Here is an 18,619-nt window from a genome sequence, read left to right on the forward strand (position 1 = left end):
TGCTGTAATAAAGTCGGTTACTAAATCATCGAATAAAAGCTAGGTATCTCGCCTAGCTTTTATTTTTTCTACAAATTTCAAAAATATTTCCTTAGCTCGGTACCAATTGCTGTCGCTTCAGTTATAGTAATTACTTTAAAGAATTGAATATATTGGTACTCCCTTGCAAGGCACATCAAATCTCTTTCACTGGCCGATCACCGTGTACTATGAAGACACTGATGCGGGCGGTGTTGTATATCATTCTAATTATCTAAAATTCTTTGAGCGCGCACGGACAGAGATGTTACGTGCTAAAGGCATTTCTCAACATGTGTTACTGGAACAAAATATCGGCTTTGTTGTCCGACACATGGATATCGATTTCAACCAAGGGGCTAGGCTGGACGAGCATCTGACAGTCGTAACCCGAGTGTCAGAAATAAAACGTGCTTCTCTGCAATTCTGTCAAGAGTTGGTCAATGATCAAGGCAAGATATTGTGCAAGGCCTCGGTTAAGGTAGCATGTATCGATAATAAGAAAATGAAACCAATAGCTATTCCAACCTTTATAAATTCGGAGCTAACAAATAGTGACTGCTGATATTTCCATTTTAGATCTCTTTCTTCAGGCCAGTCTGTTGGTAAAGCTTGTGATGCTGACGTTGCTTGGCATGTCAATTGTGTCATGGGCAATGATCATCAAGCGCAGCAAAGTGCTTTCTCAAGCATCAAAAAATGCAGAGCAGTTTGAAGACAAATTTTGGTCGGGTACTGATCTTTCTCAGCTTTACCAAAAAGTAAAAGCGCGTAAAGACGAAATTGAAGGCACAGAAGAAATCTTCTACGCAGGTTTTACAGAGTTTGCTCGCCTACGTAAGAGCAACGCAAATTCACCAGCTTACATCATGGAAGGCACTGGCCGCGCAATGCGCGTTGCTGTTTCTCGTGAAGTAGATGAGCTAGAAACAAGCTTACCGTTTTTGGCAACAGTCGGTTCTATAAGCCCTTATATCGGCCTATTTGGTACCGTTTGGGGCATCATGCACGCCTTTATTGCGCTGGGTGAAGTAAAGCAAGCTACGTTGTCTATGGTTGCACCGGGTATCGCCGAGGCACTTATCGCGACAGCGATGGGGCTATTTGCGGCTATTCCGGCAGTAATGGCGTACAACCGTCTAAGCAATAAAGTGAGTAAACTAGAGCACACTTACGCAACATTTTCTGAAGAATTCCACAGCATCCTTCATCGTCAAGCGATGGCTGGCCGAGACAGCGCGGATAAGGAATAAAGCATGGCGGGTTATCAACCTAAAAAGCGAAAAATGACAGCGGAGATCAACGTTGTTCCGTATATCGACGTAATGCTCGTACTGTTGATCATTTTTATGGCGACCGCTCCATTTGTGACTCAAGGCGTCGACGTTGATCTTCCGAAAACATCGACCGCAGAATCTATGCAAGACCTTGCTGGCGAGACTGACAGTAGCTTTATTATCATCGAAATTGATAGCGAGGGTAATTTAGGCCTAAGCGTAAATGATGAAGAAGTTCAGCGAGGTTTGTCGTTGCAAGATGTTATTGTGCGAGTGAAAGCGGAGCGAGAGGTTAAGCCGGATTCACCAGTTGCGGTAGGTGGCGACGCGGCAACACCATATGCCGATGTTGTTCTATTGCTAGATGAACTAAGTCGAGCTGGTATCCCTAAGGTAGGTCTAATGACCGATATCAGGGAATAGACATCAATTATCTATGAAAGATCACAAGAAGAAACCCAACCAATACGCCAAACCGATAGCAATATCGGTTGGTTTGCATGCAATTCTAGTTGCAGCCCTGCTTTGGGGGACGGACTTCAACATGTCTAAACCAGAGCCTACAGGGCAAATGGTTCAAGCTGTTGTCATCGATCCAAAACTTGTGCAGCAACAAGCGAAAGAAATTCGCCAGCAACGCGAAAAGGCAGCGAAAAAAGAACAAGAGCGTCTTGATAAACTGAGACGCGAAGCAGAGCAGCTAGAAAAAAACCGCAAAGCTGAAGAAGAGCAAATTCGCAAGTTGAAAGAGCAGCAAGCGAAAGATGCTCAAGCGGCACGAGAAGCAGAAGCTGCACGTAAGAAAAAAGAGCAAGAGCGCAAGCAGGAAGAAGAACGTGTTCGCAAAGAAAAAGAGCGAGCTGCTAAGCTAGAAAAAGAGCGCAAGGCAAAAGAAGAAGCCGTGCGTAAAGCTGAGCAGGAGCGTTTAGCAAAAGAAGCGGCTATAGCAAAAGCTGAGCAAGAACGTTTAGCTCGTGAAAAAGCAGCAAAAGAAGCGGAAGAAAAAGCACGTCGTGAGCGTGAAGCTGCTGAAAAAGCTGAACAAGAGCGCATTGCAAAAGAGAAAGCGGCAAAAGAGGCAGCGGAGCGAGAGCGTAAAGCGAGAGAAGCAGCTGAGCGTGCCGAGCGTGAGCGTAAAGCTCAAGAAGCCGCGTTAGATGATATTTTTGCGGGTCTCGAGAGTGAGTCAGAACAGAATCAGCAAGCGAAAAATCAACATGTGCAATCTGAAGTTGACCGCTATGGTGCAATTTACAAACAATTGATAGAGAGTCGTATCATTAAGGACGATTATCTTGTGGGAAAGTCGTGTAGGCTTAATGTGAAGCTAGTTCCAACTGGGACTGATGGTATTGTGAGTAATGTTACTGTGTTAAACGGTGACTCTCGTCTTTGTAGTGCAGCCAAAAGTGCAGTAGCCCAAGTTGGCAACTTTCCGATGCCTAAAGATAGAGATGTTATTGATAAAGTTAGAGATATCAACTTAACCGTTGAATACTAGAATAAGGAATAAGACGTGATTAGACGCCTTTTACTAGGAATGTTTGTACTGTTTAGCAGTATGACAAATGTGGCGAATGCCGCATTAGAGTTGGTCATTACCGATGGTATTGATTCAGCACGACCAATTGCTGTTGTTCCGTTTAAGTGGGAGGGCACACAAGCGCTTCCAACGGATGTTTCTGCTGTTATCGCCTCGGATTTACAACGTAGTGGTAAATTCAGCCCAGTTCCAACGAGCAAAATGCCACAAACACCGTTCAGTGAATCAGAAGTTAATTTTGATGCTTGGACCAATTTAGGTGTGGATGCGCTATTGACTGGTTCAATCAAGCAAAACGACCAAGGTGACTACGTTATCAACTATCAACTTGTTGATATTGTGCGTGGTCAGTTAACAGGTGGGAAGAGTAAGGCGCTTGGTAGTGACGGTGAATTAGTCCTGTCAAAAGATCATGTGCTGTTCAATAAAGTAGCCACTGTTCAAGGGCCTCGTATGCGTGAGTACGCTCACCGTATCTCTGATTTGGTGTATGAGCAGTTAACTGGCGACCGTGGCGCTTTCATGACTCGTATCGCATATGTGGTAGTGAACGATAAAGACCGTTTCCCTTACCAACTTCGAGTCGCTGATTACGATGGCTACAATGAGCGTCTGGTTTTACGCTCTAAACAACCATTAATGTCACCAGCGTGGTCCCCCGATGGTAAAAAGCTTGCATATGTTAGCTTCCAAAATGGCCAAGCAGAAATCTTCATCATGAACATCTACACCGGTGAACGTGAGAAAATTACTTCATACCCACGTCACAATGGTGCGCCAAGATTTTCGCCAGATGGCAATAAGTTAGCGATTGTTCTTTCTAAAACAGGCTCGCTTCATGTTTATACGTTTGACCTTAACACTCGTAAGCTGACGCAAATTACGCGTGGCAGATCAAATAATACGGAACCGTTCTGGCATCCGGATGGAAAATCGTTGATTTTCACATCGGATAGGGGTGGTAAACCACAGATTTATCAAGTAAATTTGGGCAGCGGTTCTATTGACCGTTTGACTTGGCAAGGCAGCCAAAATTTGGGTGGTCAGATTACTCCTGATGGGCGATTCCTAGTTATGGTGAACCGCAGCAACGCAGGATTTAATTTGGCGAAACAAGATTTGGAAACTGGTGCTCTTCAAGTCTTAACTAAGACCTTGCTTGATGAGTCTCCTAGTATTGCCCCAAACGGTGGCATGGTTGTGTATAGCTCGATTTACAACAAGAAAAACGTACTATCGATGGTGTCAATTGATGGTCGATTCAAAGCTAGATTACCGGCAACAAATGGGCGTGTTCGAGCGCCTGCATGGTCACCGTTTTTGTAGTAATAAGTTTGATTAATAAAGGAAAATAAGATGCAACTGAACAAGGTTCTAAAAGGGCTACTAATCGCGCTTCCTGTAATGGCTGTTACAGCGTGTAGTTCAAGCGACGACGCTGCTTCTAACACTGGTGCAGCAACAAACAACAATGGCGCAGTGGAAACAACAGTAGCTACGCCAATTGATCAAAGCGGTCAGTTGACAGAGCAAGAGCTAAAAGAGCAAGCGCTACGTGAAACTCAAACAATCTACTTTGCTTTTGACAACTCAACAATTGCAGCAGATTACGAAGAGATGCTAGCGGCTCACGCTTCTTACCTAAGCAAGAACCCAGCACTTAACGTAACTATCGAAGGTCACGCTGATGAGCGCGGTACACCTGAGTACAACATTGCTCTAGGTGAGCGTCGTGCACAAGCAGTAGCGAACTACCTACAAGCACTAGGTGTTCAAGCTGACCAAATCTCAATCGTTAGCTACGGTGAAGAGAAGCCACTTCTTCTAGGTCAATCAGATGAAGTTTACGCTAAGAACCGTCGCGCGGTTCTAGTATACTAATTCGAGGTAATCCTCATGTTCAGTAACACTAAGCGCGCTGTTGCGCTTACGTTACTGGCAAGTGCAGCGAACTTTGCGTTCGCTGCACCAGCTCCAGTATCCGATCTCAACAGCACATCATCCGTCTCTAAGAGCCGTTCATCTGAAACGGAAGTAGAGCGTCTAGAACGTTTGCTACAAAATCGCAATCGCGTTCAGCTCCAAATGCAACAGCAAATTGACCAAATGTCACAAGAGATCAGTGAATTGCGTGGTCAATTAGAGCGAAATAGCTACGAAATGAAACAAATGTTGCAACGTCAACGTGAGTTGTTTGTCGAGCTGGATCGTGTTCGTGGAGAGATAAAATCCACACCTGCACAAGAAGCACAACCTGTGAAAACAGGTGGCCAGTACACTCCAAATGTTGATGAGCAAACGGCATATCAGAATGCAGTTGACCTGATTCTCAAAAAGCGTGATTACACTGGTGCAATTGCAGCGTTCCAGCAGTTCCAGAAAGATTATCCTGATTCTACATATTCAGCGAATTCTCACTACTGGTTAGGTCAGTTGTACTTCGCTAAAAAGCAGGATGAGGATGCAGTGAAAAGTTTTGCCGCTGTGGTGTCTTATAAAGACTCCAATAAGCGAGCCGATGCGTTGCTTAAGTTAGGCGAAATCGCTGAGCGTAATAACAATGCAGCTCAAGCGAAAAAGTACTACCAACAAGTGGTTGATGAATACCCAGGTAGTGCATCTGCAAAACTTGCCAGCTCTAAGCTGTAAGACGTTATGTTTTAAAAAGGAAGCTTCGGCTTCCTTTTTCTTTTCCATTTTCTGTTGGTGCAGAACGGCTAAGTCGATAGCAATGATGCAGAGCCTCTGACCTTATGTTGCACCGAATTTCGCTACTCGGAAATGCTACCTGTAACAAAGATATACGGCTAGACCGCTAGAAATCCCCGCGACAAGTTGGTTTTTGAAAATTAACGAGGTTACAATACTCGGATTAAAGGAAGTTGCGTAGAGCAAGAGCAATGAGCCATATATTAGATAAAATCGACACTGTTTACCCATTCCCACCGAAACCAGTTCCATTAAGCGAAGAAGAAAAAGCATCTTACATTGAGCGTATTAAAAAGTTACTCAAAGAAAAAGATGCGGTACTTATCGCGCACTACTATACCGACCCTGAGATTCAAGCCCTAGCTGAAGACACTGGCGGGTTTGTTGGTGACTCGTTGGAAATGGCGAAGTTTGGTAATCGTCACCCTGCAAGTACATTGATTATTGGTGGTGTTCGCTTTATGGGCGAGTCGGCCAAAATTCTGACACCAGAAAAGCGCATTCTAATGCCAACGTTGGAAGCGGAATGTTCGCTTGACCTTGGCTGTCCTGCGGATAAGTTCAGCGAGTTTTGTGATGCTCACCCTGATCATACGGTTGTAGTTTACGCAAATACTTCAGCAGCGGTTAAAGCCCGTGCCGACTGGGTCGTTACATCGAGCATTGCGCTTGAAATCGTGGAACACTTAGACGCTGAAGATAAGCCAATTATTTGGGGACCAGACCGTCACCTAGGATCGTACATCGCTAACAAAACTGGCGCAGATATGCTGCTTTGGCAGGGTGAGTGTGTGGTTCATGATGAGTTCTCTGCTGATGCGCTACGAAAAATGAAGAGCGTGTATCCAGATGCGGCTATTTTGGTTCACCCTGAGTCACCAGCAAGCGTCGTAGAACTTGCCGATGCCGTTGGATCAACGAGTCAGCTGATCAAAGCAGCGAAAGAGCTTCCTCACAAACAAATGATCGTTGCGACAGACAAAGGCATTTTCTTTAAAATGCAGCAACTTGTGCCAGAGAAAGAACTTATCGAAGCGCCAACCGCAGGTGCAGGCGCAACATGTCGCAGCTGTGCACACTGTCCTTGGATGGCAATGAACGGTTTGAAAGCAATTGAGAAAGCGCTTAGTGAAGGTGGTGAAGAGCACGAGATTTTTGTTAACGAAGAACTGCGTGTTAAATCCCTTATCCCGCTTAACCGCATGCTAGATTTTGCTGAGCAGCTAAATATGCAAGTGAAAGGTAATGCTTAAAAAGTAGGCGTAACTGAAAATAAATCTCAAAAACCAGCCGAATATGGCTGGTTTTTTTGTGTCTTACTATCAATGAGTTACTATTGATGCAATCAATGAATATCGAGGTCATAAATTTATGGCGGTGTGGTTAGTAGTTAAAAAGTGGCTTAGTTCCCACCTTTTTAAATTGAGCAACCGAAGCCTTCTCATCTTTAGTGGCTTATATGTGAGCCTTTCATGGTGGCTGCTGGTTCTCGCTGGTGAAACAGCATTAACAGACAGTTTCGCTAACTTTATCTATTACCTCATGGTTACGGCGAGTACGGTGGGTTATGGCGACCATTCTCCAGTAACAGATTTGGGTAAATGGGTTGTCGTACTATTTGTAATCCCCGGCGGTTTGAGCTTATTCGCCGCATTATTGGGGCGTGTCGCTGGAGCAGCGATGGACTATTGGCGAGCGGGTATTTTAGGAAAACGGAGAGTAAGAGTGGAAAACCATATTGTATTGTTGGGCTGGAATGGATCGAGAACGATGCACCTTATTCGCATGTTACAACATGAAGAAGAGGGAAAGCGTCCGATTGTTTTATGCAGCCGTTCAGAAATAGAGAACCCGTTACCTGGCGAAATCAGTTTTATCAAAGTGACCAGTTATACCGATTCGCAAGAAATGAAAAACGCCAATATTGCCGAAGCCGCTTGCATTATTGTGGATAATCTCTCGGACGACATTACCTTGTCAGCCGCTCTATACTGCGCATCTGTAAACCCTTCCGCTCATTTGGTCGCTTACTTTAAAGATGAAGCGCTAGGCCGACTTCTAAGTCAGCATTGCCCGAAAGCGGAATGCATACCTGCTGTTGGCGCAGAAATGTTGGCAAAAGCGGCGGTTGACCCGGGCTCAAGTGCGCTTCATCAGGAGCTTTTGGCTTCAACACGAGGTATGACGCAATACTCAGTTATTTATCCCGAGGGTCAGTCTGCCACCACTATTGAGAATCTCTTCGTTTTTCTCAAAAGACGCCATCATGCCACGCTGATTGCTTTTGATATTGGCGATGGTATTCAACTCAACCCAGATTTAGATGCTGAAGTACCCGCGAGTACCAAGCTGTTTTACATTGCAGATGAACGTATTGAAGATTTTGCCTGGAAAGAAATGAACAAGGAACAATAATGCACATGATTGCCGGCCTGTTAGCAGGCTTCCCAAACTTTTTACTCTATTTCTCTGTTTCTATTATTTTTGTATTGGCGTTTAAGTTCATCTACGTCAAGTTGACGCCATACGATGAGTGGCATCTGATCAAAGAAAAACAAAATACAGCAGCAGCGATTGCGCTAAGTGGGGCCTTCCTTGGTTATTGTCTCGCGGTTTCGGGGGCGGCAAAAAACTCGGTCAATATCGTCGATTTTATGGTGTGGGGCGTTGTTGCAATGCTTGCTCAAATTATCGCATTTGCAATTGTACGCTTTATTTTACTTCCGAAAGTGGCAGAGCGTATCGAAAAAGATGAACTGCCAGCCGGTATTGTATTAGCCGCAGTTTCTGTTTCGGTCGGCGTATTGAATGCCGCTTGCATGACTTACTAGGAGGAACGATGAAGCGGAGTTCTAACGTTAAACGTTCTTCCATGGACAAAAGCTTAAAGCTTGGGAAAATTCTTCCCTTTGCTGCCTTTGGTGGTATTTTCTTCTTTGCTACGTACGAGTCAAAAACAGAAGGGTACATTTTTTCTGATGCTGATGAGTGTAAATCTAACTCGCCTGAGTTTAGTGAACAGTGTGACATTGCATACCAAGAAGCTTTAGCTCGTGCCGAACAAAATGCCCCTCGCTACCGCAGCGAGTTCGAATGCGAGAATGATTTCTACGAGGATGATTGTTACTACAGTTCCAGTTCCCGAGCTTATGTACCTAACTTTGGCGGTTTTTTTTACAGTCGCTCATTAAGCGGGTTGAAAGGTTATAACAAGAGCTATTACTCAGAGCCGATGTACCGTTATAAATCCAAATTCTATAATGGAGCAGGGCAATTCTTTGGCTCCTACCGAAATCAGCCGACCAAAGTTGCGACGAATAGCCTTAATAAACGTGGTGGCGGCACCATTGGCAGGGCGATGTCTCGAGGCGGGTTTGGTAAAGCGGTGTCGGTCAGTCGAGGCGGTTAAAAAGCACTATGTTTCGACGAGAAATACAAGAGCGCGAAAACTGGCGTGAATTAGCACGCCAGTTTGGTTTTGGTTTCCATACCATGTATGACCAACCGTATTGGGATGAGAGTGCTTACTATCAATTCACGCTGGAGCAAATTGAGCGCGATATAGAAGCGCCCACTGAAGAGCTGCATCAGATGTGCCTGGCTATTGTGGATGAAGTCGTTCGGAGTGAGCGGTTGCTGACGCAATGTGCGATCCCTGAATCTATGTGGGAGCAGGTCGCTTCTTCATGGAGACGAAGCGAACCTTCGCTTTATTCGCGGCTGGATTTCGCGTACAACGGGACCTCGCCAGCAAAATTACTGGAAAACAATGCGGATACGCCAACCAGCTTGTTTGAAACTGGCTTTTGGCAGTGGGTGTGGCTAGAAGATGTTGTAAATAAAGGTCGAGTTCACCAGAGCGCGGATCAATTCAATATTCTTCAAGACTTTTTGATCGAGCGCTTTGCCGAAATAGCAAAATACCAACCAGGACAAACACTTCACTTTAGCTGCTGCAAGTACACTGAAGAAGATAAAGGGACTGTCCAGTATTTAGAGGATTGCGCGCGAGAGGCAGGGTTAGCAACGGCATTCGTGCATGTCGAAGATATTGGAGTGACGGAAGATGGTCTGTTTGTGGATGCTGACGACAGAGCGATTCGTTGGATGTTTAAGCTTTACCCTTGGGAGTTTATGTTTGAAGAGGAATATGCGAAGTACTTAGCGACTGCGAACGTAAACTGGTTAGAACCGATGTGGAAGTCGATTCTATCCAATAAAGCACTTTTACCGTTATTGTGGGAGCGCTTTCCTAATCACCCGAACCTTTTGCCCGCTTATTTTGCTAACGATTCAAAAGCGAACACTATGAGAGATTATGTCATCAAGCCACTATTTTCTCGAGAGGGCGCGAACATCGAGATCGTCATCGATGGAAAACGTTTTGTTAAAACGTCAGGGCCTTATGAATCTAAATTCAATATCGTCCAGCAATACCATCCACTACCTAAGTTTGGGCACAACCATACGTTAATTGGCAGTTGGTTGGTCAATGATAGAGCTGCCGGTATTTCGATTAGGGAAGACAGTAGCTTAGTGACTCAAGATATGGCGCGGTATATTCCACATGTAATTTTAACATGATCAAAAAAGCTCTCCATTTGGAGAGCTTTTTGTCTATTCAGCCGTTCAATGTTGATGGTCGACAGCGTTGCGTCTATTGTTCTTCAGCTAATGCAACACCGCGCTGGGTAAGACCACATAACATCACTGGCATTGCATTGAAGATCTCTTCAAACTGCTCTAAGCCTTCCATACCTTGTTCGGCCAATGTTTCAATGGTTGTTTCTGGGTCGTAAAGCATAGTAAGAGAAAGTAAAACACCACCGAGTAGGACATTATCTTCGCTATCCTCAGGCATCAACGTTTCCCAGTCATCACGCGCAAGTTGCCAGCCTTGTAATACACCTTCACAGAAATCGCGAGCCTGACTTGTTACAATGTCTTGCTCATCTAGCGCGCACCCTGCAGGCCACTGCCAAGTGCCTTCTAGGAGAGCGGGACGAGTTTGGTTCCACATTTGTACAATCTCGTCAATGTACTGCTCTAGTTGTTCACCGTCAGTAAATGGCGCTGTTTCTTCTCCACCCCATAAGAATGGCAACCACTCTTGAGGCATTAATACGTTTGGCGCTGCAGCCATCGCTGTTACAAAGCCTTGAGTTTTTGCTAGGTTTAGTAGTTTACCGTCAAGTTCTGGGAGAGAAAGGATGTCTTGTAGTTTCAAAATAGAATACCATTTGTTAATGGGCTGGTTGATTGCGCTCATCTTACCAATCAATTAGTGATAAATCGATATTAGGGAATGATTCACACATCTATGGAAATTCACTCATCACTTAGAAAAAAAAGCATTCTCGCCCTAACACTTTACCTGTGCTTCTTTATCGCCACTATCGGTTCTGTCGCCTATTTGGTTGTTGAGCCACCGGTTAGACAAAAGCTAGAGCAAAACCTAGAGTTACGTACCCAACTCCTGGCTCTTGAGATAAAAGAGCCCCTCCTCAGTTCTACAGGTGTATTGAGCAGCTTAGTAGGGCTAGCCCAAGGGACTGAAAATATTCAATCTCTCAACACAATAATTCCACATATACTTCAATTGAGTGACAAGATGCTTGTTAGTGGTGGCGTATGGCCTAAACCCGAACTAAAAGCAGAACAATGGAGATATAAAAGTCTATTCTTCAATAAAAACAGTGATAGTGGTATTGACCAAATTCACTCCTACAATAACCCCGAATCTGGCGGTTATGATAATGAAGCCTGGTATGTCGCTGCCGCCGATGCTCCGGTAGGTTCTGTTAGTTGGTCTACGGTTTACATCGATACCTTTACTCAGGTCCAGATGATTACCGCGTCTTCTCCGTACTACCAAAACGGTCGATTCGCTGGAGTTGTAACGGTAGACCTATCACTTGATGCACTTTTTCAGTTTATTCGAGAGCACACGAACCAGCATTCTTTGGGGGTAGTGGTTCGCGATGCTGACTCAAACGTGATTATTGAACACAACTTTCAACTGACGGACGAAATTTATGTCAGCGAGCTTGATTTCGGAGAGTTCGATTGGCGCATGGAAGTTGTCAACGCAAAAGCTAAAGTCGCCGATCAAGTGTTTGAACAAGTGATGAGCGTTGAGGGGAGGATCATTCCATTTTTGCTCTTGTGTGTCTTGGTCGGTTACTACTTACTGAATCGCTATATTGTTGAACCAATTGTTCGCATTGCCGCTAAGATTGATGACTCGAAAACTGGTGGGATCATAGATATTGACTACGATAGCGATGACGAAATCGGACAGCTTATCGAGAAGTTCAATGAAAAGACGATCTATTTAGAGCAGGAGAGAATAAAAGCTCAGGCTTCGACAAACGCTAAAACGGCATTCTTAGCCACATTGTCCCACGAGATTCGCACACCAATGAACGGTGTACTAGGAACTGCCCAGATACTGTTAAAAACACCACTTACCGATGAGCAGCGTAAGCACCTGAGAACACTTTATGATTCAGGTGATCACATGATGACATTACTCAATGAGATTTTAGATTACTCAAAAATTGAACAAGGGCATGTTGAGTTTGAAAATAAGCCTTTCCCAATTGAGTCGATTATCGGCAGTATCAAGAGTGTTTATCAAACTCTATGTGCAGAAAAAGGTCTTCGCTTTAGAGTCGTCTCGCATTTACCAACGGGTCGTTGGTACAACAATGACAAAGCCCGTTTGCGTCAAGTACTGTTCAATCTACTCAATAACGCTGTTAAGTTCACCGATCGTGGCATCGTAGAGGTAGAGCTAGCCGAGAAATCGAGTAAGGCAGGCACCAAGCTGATACTAAAGGTAAAAGATACAGGAATTGGTATTTCAAAAGAGGCACAAAAACGCATTTTTCGTCCTTTTGAGCAAGCGGAGTCATCAACGACTAGACGGTTTGGTGGTACAGGGCTTGGTTTAGCAATAGTCAAAGAAATCGCGGAACATATGGGTGGGCAAGTGGTTGTAGAGAGTCAGGAGGACGCTGGAACGACTTTTACTGTCGAAATTGCCCTTACACCTTGCAAGCCGGGTAAAGTAGAGTCAATCAATACACATAAATTGAACTGTAAAGGGTTGAAAGCACTCATTGTTGAAGACAACCGAACAAATGCGATCATTATGGAAACTTTCCTCCGAGCCAAGGGCTTTGAGTGCACAAGTGTCGAAAATGGTCAGCTTGCAGTCGATGAGGTTGCGATCAAACCATTTGATTTGATACTGATGGATAATCATATGCCTGTTCTAGATGGCGTTGGGGCCATATCAGCCATTCGAGCAATGAGTTCACCTGCTAAGTCGGTACTGATTTTTGGCTGTACAGCGGATGTGTTCAAAGAAACACAAGAACGTATGATTAATGTAGGAGCAGACCACATAATAGCGAAACCAATAGTGGAGTCTGAATTAAATGATGCACTGTATCTTCATGCGACACAGTTATATCAGTACCAATCGGACTTTGATGGAAATGCAGCAGATAGCTTTAATGCTGAAAAGTGGTTACTCAACTTCTATGTCGCTCTAGATAATGGACATCTTAATGAAGCACTTGAGGCTATTTCAGCGATCATTGCGGAGGCTCCCCTTGAACTCAGTGACGACGTTTCTTCAGTCGCTGAACGGATAAGAAGTAACTTAAAGCGTCAGCAATCCCCAGACCAAGATGATATCGATACATTAACGATTTTGCTGGCCTCACCATAACTGAATCAATATGGCGCAACTGTGAATTGTTCTTACTATTCATACGTCATCCAGCTTCGTGACAAACTCTTCTAACCTGCAATGAACAGGCTTGCAGTTTTACTTTTACGAGTAAAGCAGCAAGACCTTCTACTGTGATTATATCGGTAATACTCTGAATTTTCGCAGCTTGGTAGCATAAGCTATAGGAGTGACTGTTTACAGTCCGAGTTTTGTTCTAACTTTACGTCAAAATAATTATCGTAACCCCTTTTTATGTAAGTGAAATCCGTGTTTTTGTACCATTTTTACGTAATTTTAGGCGTTTTTACTCGTCATTGGTGAAAAAAACTACTTTTACTTTAAAAGTTGGTTATAAATTTACAACTTAATTTTAAATACAGAGCCATAAGCTAGTTTTTGTGTGTTCTAATTGCATCATTAACTGGCTTGGTATCTTTTTAGTGGTTAATAGTTTTATTATTTTTATTAATTGCAGTGTTTGATTTTAAGGGTTTTGTAAATGAAGTCTCGTGGACCATTTTGTATTCGTCACGCCGCAGCGGATACCTTTGCTATGGTTGTTTTTTGCTTTATCACAGGGATGATTGTCGAGATTTTGATTTCAGGGATGACATTTGAGCAATCTCTAGCATCGCGTACGCTATCGATTCCAGTGAATATCGCCATTGCTTGGCCGTATGGGGTTTTTCGTGATTGGGTGCTGCATCAAGGTAGTAAGGTGTCACCGTCTTCCTTTATGAAAAACATCTCTGATCTGGTCGCTTATGTACTATTTCAATCTCCAGTTTATGCGGGTATCTTATTCGCAGTTGGCGCGTCTACAGATCAAATTGTGACCGCGGTGGCAAGTAACGCTGTTATTTCTTGTGGCATGGGTGTGTTGTATGGGTACTTCTTGGACATGTGCCGCCGTTGGTTCCGTGTTCCCGGTTATTCTCAAAGCATCTAAATGCCCCAGTTTTGCTCAATTTAGTTACTTAGTGAGCAATCGATTCGAAAAGGGCGCTTTTTTTTATGTTTAGCCTTGACCATCAGGCACATAATCATTAAATTAGCGCCTCGTTAGCCAATGATGCTAACCAAAATTTGATTCGGTGAGTTGTCCGAGTGGCTGAAGGAGCACGCCTGGAAAGTGTGTATACGGCAACGTATCGAGAGTTCGAATCTCTCACTCACCGCCACATTCTAAAAGGTCTGATTTATCAGGCCTTTTTTCGTATCTACACTAAAGTAATGCGTCATTGAAAGTACACAAGAGTGCTCAAGGTGCAAGCGCCATTCTATCTACAAGCCAACTATTCACATCTCACCTCGATACAACGCCAAAATTGAAGATGCTATACAGAGGCCGCCATAATCTGATTGGTGCGGGTTAGCCTATCCGCTTTAATCTAGAATTTAGCAGCCATATCACATGAGGTATGAATACGGCCACAAGAATGAACGTAGTGCTACTAGATGCTAAGCAAAACAGCCATGAACACGAATACAACAGCAATCATACCAAAGAGATCTGTGTTTGGATTGAGGTCATCAGGGTTAAATTTTTCAATGCTTTGCGTCGTTTTGCATCTTATCTTCATGTTCTTGTCCTTATTTCATGTACGATTTCAACAGCAACATAACATGCAATTGAGTGTTCACAAGTCATAAAAAGCATAAGTATACTTGTACCTCATTGAGCGCAAAAAATACTCAAAGCGTTTTAAAGTGGCGGTCTACCTTTTGTAACATCAAATATTCTTTCTGTTTTTGTGCCTGTATCGCTATAGTTGAGAAACGGTTATCTCGTTCTAGTTAGGAACAAACTACTGGCTGCCGCTACATTCTCTCAGCGTTCCCACTCAGTCGCCTTGGGTAGATACTTTAGTCGTTGAGTACTGCAAAAAAACGCCGCATGAGCAGCGGCGCTTTGTTGAGGAATTCCCTTTCCTACTTGTAGCTAAGTTCTGTCGCTTTGCCTTTGAAGATCCGGTATACCACAAAGGTGTAAAGCAATATCACCGGCATAACAATCATCACACCGTAGCCCACGATTATTAATGTCGCAGGTGAGGAGGCCGCTTGTTGTGCGGTCATCAACCCCGGCACAACTTCTGGGAAGAAACTATACGCAAGCCCGAGAAAGCTCAACGCGAAAATGACGGTGACACCAAAGAAAGGCCAGCGCACACCCAGATCATTCACCATTGGAACCTGACGCAAATAGCGATCAACTAGGAAGATGGTTGCCAATACAATTAACGGAACTGGGGCAAGCAACAAGATTTCTGGGAAGCTGAACCAACGCAAGGCAACTTGTTGATTTACAATTGGGTTTACAACGCTAACCACCAAGATTCCTAAGGCTGCTAACCAACCAGCACGGCGAGACCAACGGGCCGAGCGTATTTGCAAATCACCTTCCGTTTTTAGTACTAACCATGCGCCACCGATGTAAACGTACGCCGCCGCTACACAAAGTGCGCTTAACCAAGCAAAGCCAAATGCTTCGGTTGATTGTTCAAATCCCATGATGTAACGACCCACCATGTAACCCTGAGTTAGTGCGGTGATTAGCGAGCCAATTCTGAAGCACCAATCCCAATGAGGTTTATGATCCGAGTTCGCTTTGGCTCGGAAATCGAACGCCACGCCACGCATTATCAGTGCGATAAGCATGATGGCGGTCGGCATATAGAGCTCCGTTAAAATCAAACTGTGAGCGGTAGGAAAGGCAATCAACAAAATACCAACGGCTAACACCAGCCACGTTTCGTTCGCGTCCCAGAAAGGGCCGATAGAGGCTATCATTCGGTCACGTTGCGCTTCATTATCACTTGGTAAAAGGATACCGACGCCAAGGTCGTAGCCGTCGAGCACAGCATACATAAAGACCGAGAAGCCAAGCAGCAGAAGATAAATTTCTGGTAGATAGTCGAGCATGATTAGGCCTCTTGTTGTGTCAGTGGGACTTCATGGGCTGCAATGTCTTTGCGCGCCAAATAGAATAGGGTATGGATGTACGCAACCAGCAATGCAGCATAAATGGCTAAGTACATAATGAGCGAAGTCATCACGCTACTGCTCGCAACCGTGGTGACGGCTTCGGATGTTCGCAATACACCGCTGACCAACCAAGGTTGTCGACCAATCTCAGTAACATACCAACCCGCCAGTGTGGCTATCCAGCCAGAGAACGTCATGGCTAATACCGTGTACAGGTAAGGTTTAGGTAGCGCTTTTTTACGTGCTAGCTTCACCGCGCCATACCAGCTAACAAGCAACATAAGGACACCAACACCAACCATCACGCGGAAGCCAAAGAACAAGGGCTTCACTGGCGGGTGGTCAGGTGCAAACTCGTTAAGTCCTTGGATTTCCCCATCTAAGTCATGCGTAAGAATCAAACTCGCCAGCTTTGGGATGCCCACTTCAAAATCATTGCTGCTAGTTTCTTCATTTGGCATCGCAAATAGTAGAAGAGGTGCGCCTTGCTCGGTCTCCCACACGCCTTCCATCGCTGCGATTTTTGCAGGTTGATGTTCAAGCGTGTTTAACCCGTGAAGGTCACCGACAAAGATTTGTACCGGGATGAACCCAGCCGCCGCGAATAGCGCGACTTTTAGGCCAAGTTTGGCTGAGCGGTGATCTGGCTTTTTCATTATTTGATAAGCTGAGATACCCGCAATCAAGAAGCTGGCAGTCAGCGCCGATGCTAATAGCGTGTGCAGAAGACGGTAAGGTAAAGAAGGATTGAAAATAACTTCCTTCCAACTGGTTACATGAACAATGCCGTCAATCACTTCATAGCCACTTGGTGTGTGCATCCAGCTGTTAAGCACTAGAATCCAAAACGCGGACATACTTGTCCCAACAGCAACCAGAACGGTGGCGAGAGTATGAACCCATTCCGGTACTCGTCCTCGTCCAAAAAGCATTACACCCAGGAAGGTGGCTTCCATAAAGAAGGCGGTCATCACTTCGTATCCGAGCAATGGCCCTGCTACGTTTCCGACTCTTTCCATAAAGCCTGGCCAGTTGGTACCAAACTGGAAACTCATCGTAATGCCGGATACCACACCTAAGGCGAAAGTAAGAGCGAATATCTTGACCCAGAAGTAATAAACATCGAGCCATACGGGAGCTTGTGTGCGGTTATATCGCCACTTGAAAAACACCAACATCCATGCCAACGCGATGGTGATGGTCGGGAAGAGAATGTGAAAGCTGATATTGGCCGCGAACTGGATCCGCGACAGCATGAGGGTATCTAACATCTTGGTTCCTCAAAAACGTGCCATACTAAAAATCGCGTCTATCTGTAATTTAGTTACGAAAAGTCGGGCAGTTTGGATTCATGTATCGAGAAATACAGGTGATTCTGTTTTCTTCTAACCATGATTTATATCAACTAAGGGAAAGAAAGGAGTGTAGGAAATTGTCTCAAAATGCCACTAATAGTCGCGAGAAGTGAGTAAAAGAAAGCAAATGTAACTGAAGGAGCATGGATTAAGATTAGTTCGAATTATCCTTATGATGGTTTCGATAATCCTGAAATAAAATTACAAAAACAATATTTTTAGTAAGGAAAATTGCCTTGCCTTCACTTTGAACCTCCATACTATTTATACACTAGTCATGTCGAGAACATCTCAAACACAGCAAACTTACTGGCAGTTAAGGTGGGAAACTTTAGCTAATTGATAAACTTAAAATTGCACTGCTAATGACATATGCATCATAAGTTCGTTAGCACTCGACCAGAAGTGCGATAGGCTACATTTTTATACTAGCGAACGACTTGGCGCTAGGTAATTCGGCTTTCACTAGATCAACAAGTCGACTGTGGACCATTTTCGATTCCTGATGAGTTTCAATCCAAACTGACACTTACTTTTCAGCAAGTGTGCTAGTGTCTTTCTTGTTATTTATTAAATAATTAATAAATGCCGATCTGGTAAAGAGAGTTGTGGACAGCTATCTCGAGCAGTAGACTGGCGCTAGCCAGAGAGTCTGACTTTGAGGGAGCATTCTACATGAATCTTGGATTCTGCCACCGCAAAGCTGATATTGAATTTGATGGAGATGGATAATGAACGACAGTTGGGCTAATTTCTTTCCTTACTTTGCTGGAGCTTTTAAGCTTATTGTATTAGGGATAGGAGCCTACTTAGCCATTAAATGGCATTTTGACGAAGAGCGAAGGGTAAGAGAAGCGGAAGGTGTGGTGTTTGATAACCCAAGTCTCATGAAAAAGTTTGCGAAGACGCTAACTCTGCCATTCCTTTTGTGTCTTCTAGTTCTTCTTGTTATATATGCTACCAACTGGTTCCTGTACTGACAGCG

At 44.3% G+C, this 18,619-nt stretch carries 19 protein-coding genes and 1 tRNA gene; 16 read left to right on the forward strand and 4 right to left on the reverse strand.

What is annotated here, in order from left to right:
- Window positions 1-163 precede the first annotated feature (163 nt).
- From ybgC to R7H07_RS15100, 12 genes are all read left to right on the forward strand, one after another.
- Entirely contained in the window at window positions 164-583 is a 420-nt protein-coding gene (gene ybgC, locus R7H07_RS15045; RefSeq protein WP_017820044.1) for a tol-pal system-associated acyl-CoA thioesterase, read from the forward strand.
- Entirely contained in the window at window positions 573-1,271 is a 699-nt protein-coding gene (gene tolQ, locus R7H07_RS15050) for a protein TolQ (protein WP_005378301.1), read from the forward strand. Before ybgC ends, tolQ begins: the two co-directional genes overlap by 11 nt.
- A 3-nt stretch (window positions 1,272-1,274) precedes the next feature.
- A complete protein-coding gene (locus R7H07_RS15055) occupies window positions 1,275-1,718 on the forward strand; it encodes an ExbD/TolR family protein (protein WP_005378298.1) in 444 nt (147 codons plus the stop codon).
- 13 nt (window positions 1,719-1,731) lie between these two features.
- A complete protein-coding gene (gene tolA / locus R7H07_RS15060) occupies window positions 1,732-2,796 on the forward strand; it encodes a cell envelope integrity protein TolA (RefSeq protein ID WP_053303231.1) in 1,065 nt (354 codons plus the stop codon).
- Window positions 2,797-2,811: 15 nt separating this feature from the next.
- A complete protein-coding gene (tolB, locus tag R7H07_RS15065; protein WP_005387925.1) occupies window positions 2,812-4,164 on the forward strand; it encodes a Tol-Pal system beta propeller repeat protein TolB in 1,353 nt (450 codons plus the stop codon).
- A gap of 30 nt (window positions 4,165-4,194) precedes the next feature.
- The gene (gene pal, locus R7H07_RS15070; RefSeq protein WP_005378293.1) at window positions 4,195-4,719 is read left to right on the forward strand and encodes a peptidoglycan-associated lipoprotein Pal; all 525 of its coding nucleotides are present in this window, start codon (window positions 4,195-4,197) and stop codon (window positions 4,717-4,719) included.
- A gap of 15 nt (window positions 4,720-4,734) precedes the next feature.
- On the forward strand, window positions 4,735-5,487 hold the full coding sequence (ybgF, locus tag R7H07_RS15075) for a tol-pal system protein YbgF (RefSeq protein ID WP_005378285.1): 753 nt from the start codon (window positions 4,735-4,737) through the stop codon (window positions 5,485-5,487).
- Between the two features lie 251 nt (window positions 5,488-5,738).
- A complete protein-coding gene (gene nadA, locus R7H07_RS15080) occupies window positions 5,739-6,800 on the forward strand; it encodes a quinolinate synthase NadA (RefSeq protein WP_042522106.1) in 1,062 nt (353 codons plus the stop codon).
- Between the two features lie 118 nt (window positions 6,801-6,918).
- Entirely contained in the window at window positions 6,919-7,962 is a 1,044-nt protein-coding gene (locus tag R7H07_RS15085; RefSeq protein WP_017635053.1) for a potassium channel protein, read from the forward strand.
- Entirely contained in the window at window positions 7,962-8,378 is a 417-nt protein-coding gene (locus R7H07_RS15090) for a DUF350 domain-containing protein (protein ID WP_206959089.1), read from the forward strand. Before R7H07_RS15085 ends, R7H07_RS15090 begins: the two co-directional genes overlap by 1 nt.
- An 8-nt stretch (window positions 8,379-8,386) precedes the next feature.
- Window positions 8,387-8,956, forward strand: coding sequence for a DUF1190 domain-containing protein (locus R7H07_RS15095; RefSeq protein WP_025766906.1), 570 nt, complete (start codon window positions 8,387-8,389; stop codon window positions 8,954-8,956).
- An 8-nt stretch (window positions 8,957-8,964) separates the two neighbouring features.
- Window positions 8,965-10,131 carry a glutathionylspermidine synthase family protein gene (locus R7H07_RS15100; RefSeq protein ID WP_042522104.1) on the forward strand — a complete coding sequence of 389 codons (1,167 nt, stop codon included), beginning with the start codon at window positions 8,965-8,967 and terminating at the stop codon, window positions 10,129-10,131.
- Window positions 10,132-10,204: 73 nt separating this feature from the next.
- Here R7H07_RS15100 and R7H07_RS15105 read toward each other — a convergent pair whose 3' ends face one another.
- A complete protein-coding gene (locus R7H07_RS15105) occupies window positions 10,205-10,816 on the reverse strand; it encodes a YecA family protein (RefSeq protein WP_114139468.1) in 612 nt (203 codons plus the stop codon).
- 51 nt (window positions 10,817-10,867) lie between these two features.
- Here R7H07_RS15105 and R7H07_RS15110 point away from each other — a divergent pair, with 51 nt between their 5' ends.
- The 3 genes from R7H07_RS15110 to R7H07_RS15120 all read left to right on the forward strand — a co-directional run bounded on the left by R7H07_RS15110 (window position 10,868) and on the right by R7H07_RS15120 (window position 14,472).
- Window positions 10,868-13,288, forward strand: coding sequence for a hybrid sensor histidine kinase/response regulator (locus R7H07_RS15110; RefSeq protein WP_065274306.1), 2,421 nt, complete (start codon window positions 10,868-10,870; stop codon window positions 13,286-13,288).
- Window positions 13,289-13,790: 502 nt separating this feature from the next.
- Window positions 13,791-14,240, forward strand: a complete 450-nt coding sequence (locus tag R7H07_RS15115) for an L-alanine exporter AlaE (protein ID WP_054575116.1) — start codon at window positions 13,791-13,793, stop codon at window positions 14,238-14,240.
- Window positions 14,241-14,384: 144 nt separating this feature from the next.
- Window positions 14,385-14,472: transfer RNA gene (locus tag R7H07_RS15120), tRNA-Ser, on the forward strand.
- A gap of 273 nt (window positions 14,473-14,745) precedes the next feature.
- On the opposite strand, the gene R7H07_RS15125 is transcribed toward R7H07_RS15120, so the two are convergent.
- The 3 genes from R7H07_RS15125 to R7H07_RS15135 all read right to left on the reverse strand — a co-directional run bounded on the left by R7H07_RS15125 (window position 14,746) and on the right by R7H07_RS15135 (window position 17,550).
- Window positions 14,746-14,874, reverse strand: coding sequence for a hypothetical protein (locus R7H07_RS15125; RefSeq protein ID WP_017635045.1), 129 nt, complete (start codon window positions 14,872-14,874; stop codon window positions 14,746-14,748).
- Window positions 14,875-15,223: 349 nt separating this feature from the next.
- Window positions 15,224-16,216 carry a cytochrome d ubiquinol oxidase subunit II gene (locus R7H07_RS15130; RefSeq protein WP_005388401.1) on the reverse strand — a complete coding sequence of 331 codons (993 nt, stop codon included), beginning with the start codon at window positions 16,214-16,216 and terminating at the stop codon, window positions 15,224-15,226.
- Window positions 16,217-16,218: 2 nt separating this feature from the next.
- Window positions 16,219-17,550 carry a cytochrome ubiquinol oxidase subunit I gene (locus tag R7H07_RS15135; RefSeq protein WP_065274361.1) on the reverse strand — a complete coding sequence of 444 codons (1,332 nt, stop codon included), beginning with the start codon at window positions 17,548-17,550 and terminating at the stop codon, window positions 16,219-16,221.
- A gap of 815 nt (window positions 17,551-18,365) precedes the next feature.
- On the opposite strand from R7H07_RS15135, the gene R7H07_RS15140 reads away from it, so the two are divergent.
- On the forward strand, window positions 18,366-18,614 hold the full coding sequence (locus R7H07_RS15140; RefSeq protein ID WP_005378271.1) for a hypothetical protein: 249 nt from the start codon (window positions 18,366-18,368) through the stop codon (window positions 18,612-18,614).
- Window positions 18,615-18,619: the final 5 nt, after the last annotated feature.

Origin of the sequence: Vibrio sp. Vb1127, assembly GCF_033338735.1 — a bacterium.
GTDB lineage: Bacteria > Pseudomonadota > Gammaproteobacteria > Enterobacterales > Vibrionaceae > Vibrio > Vibrio alginolyticus.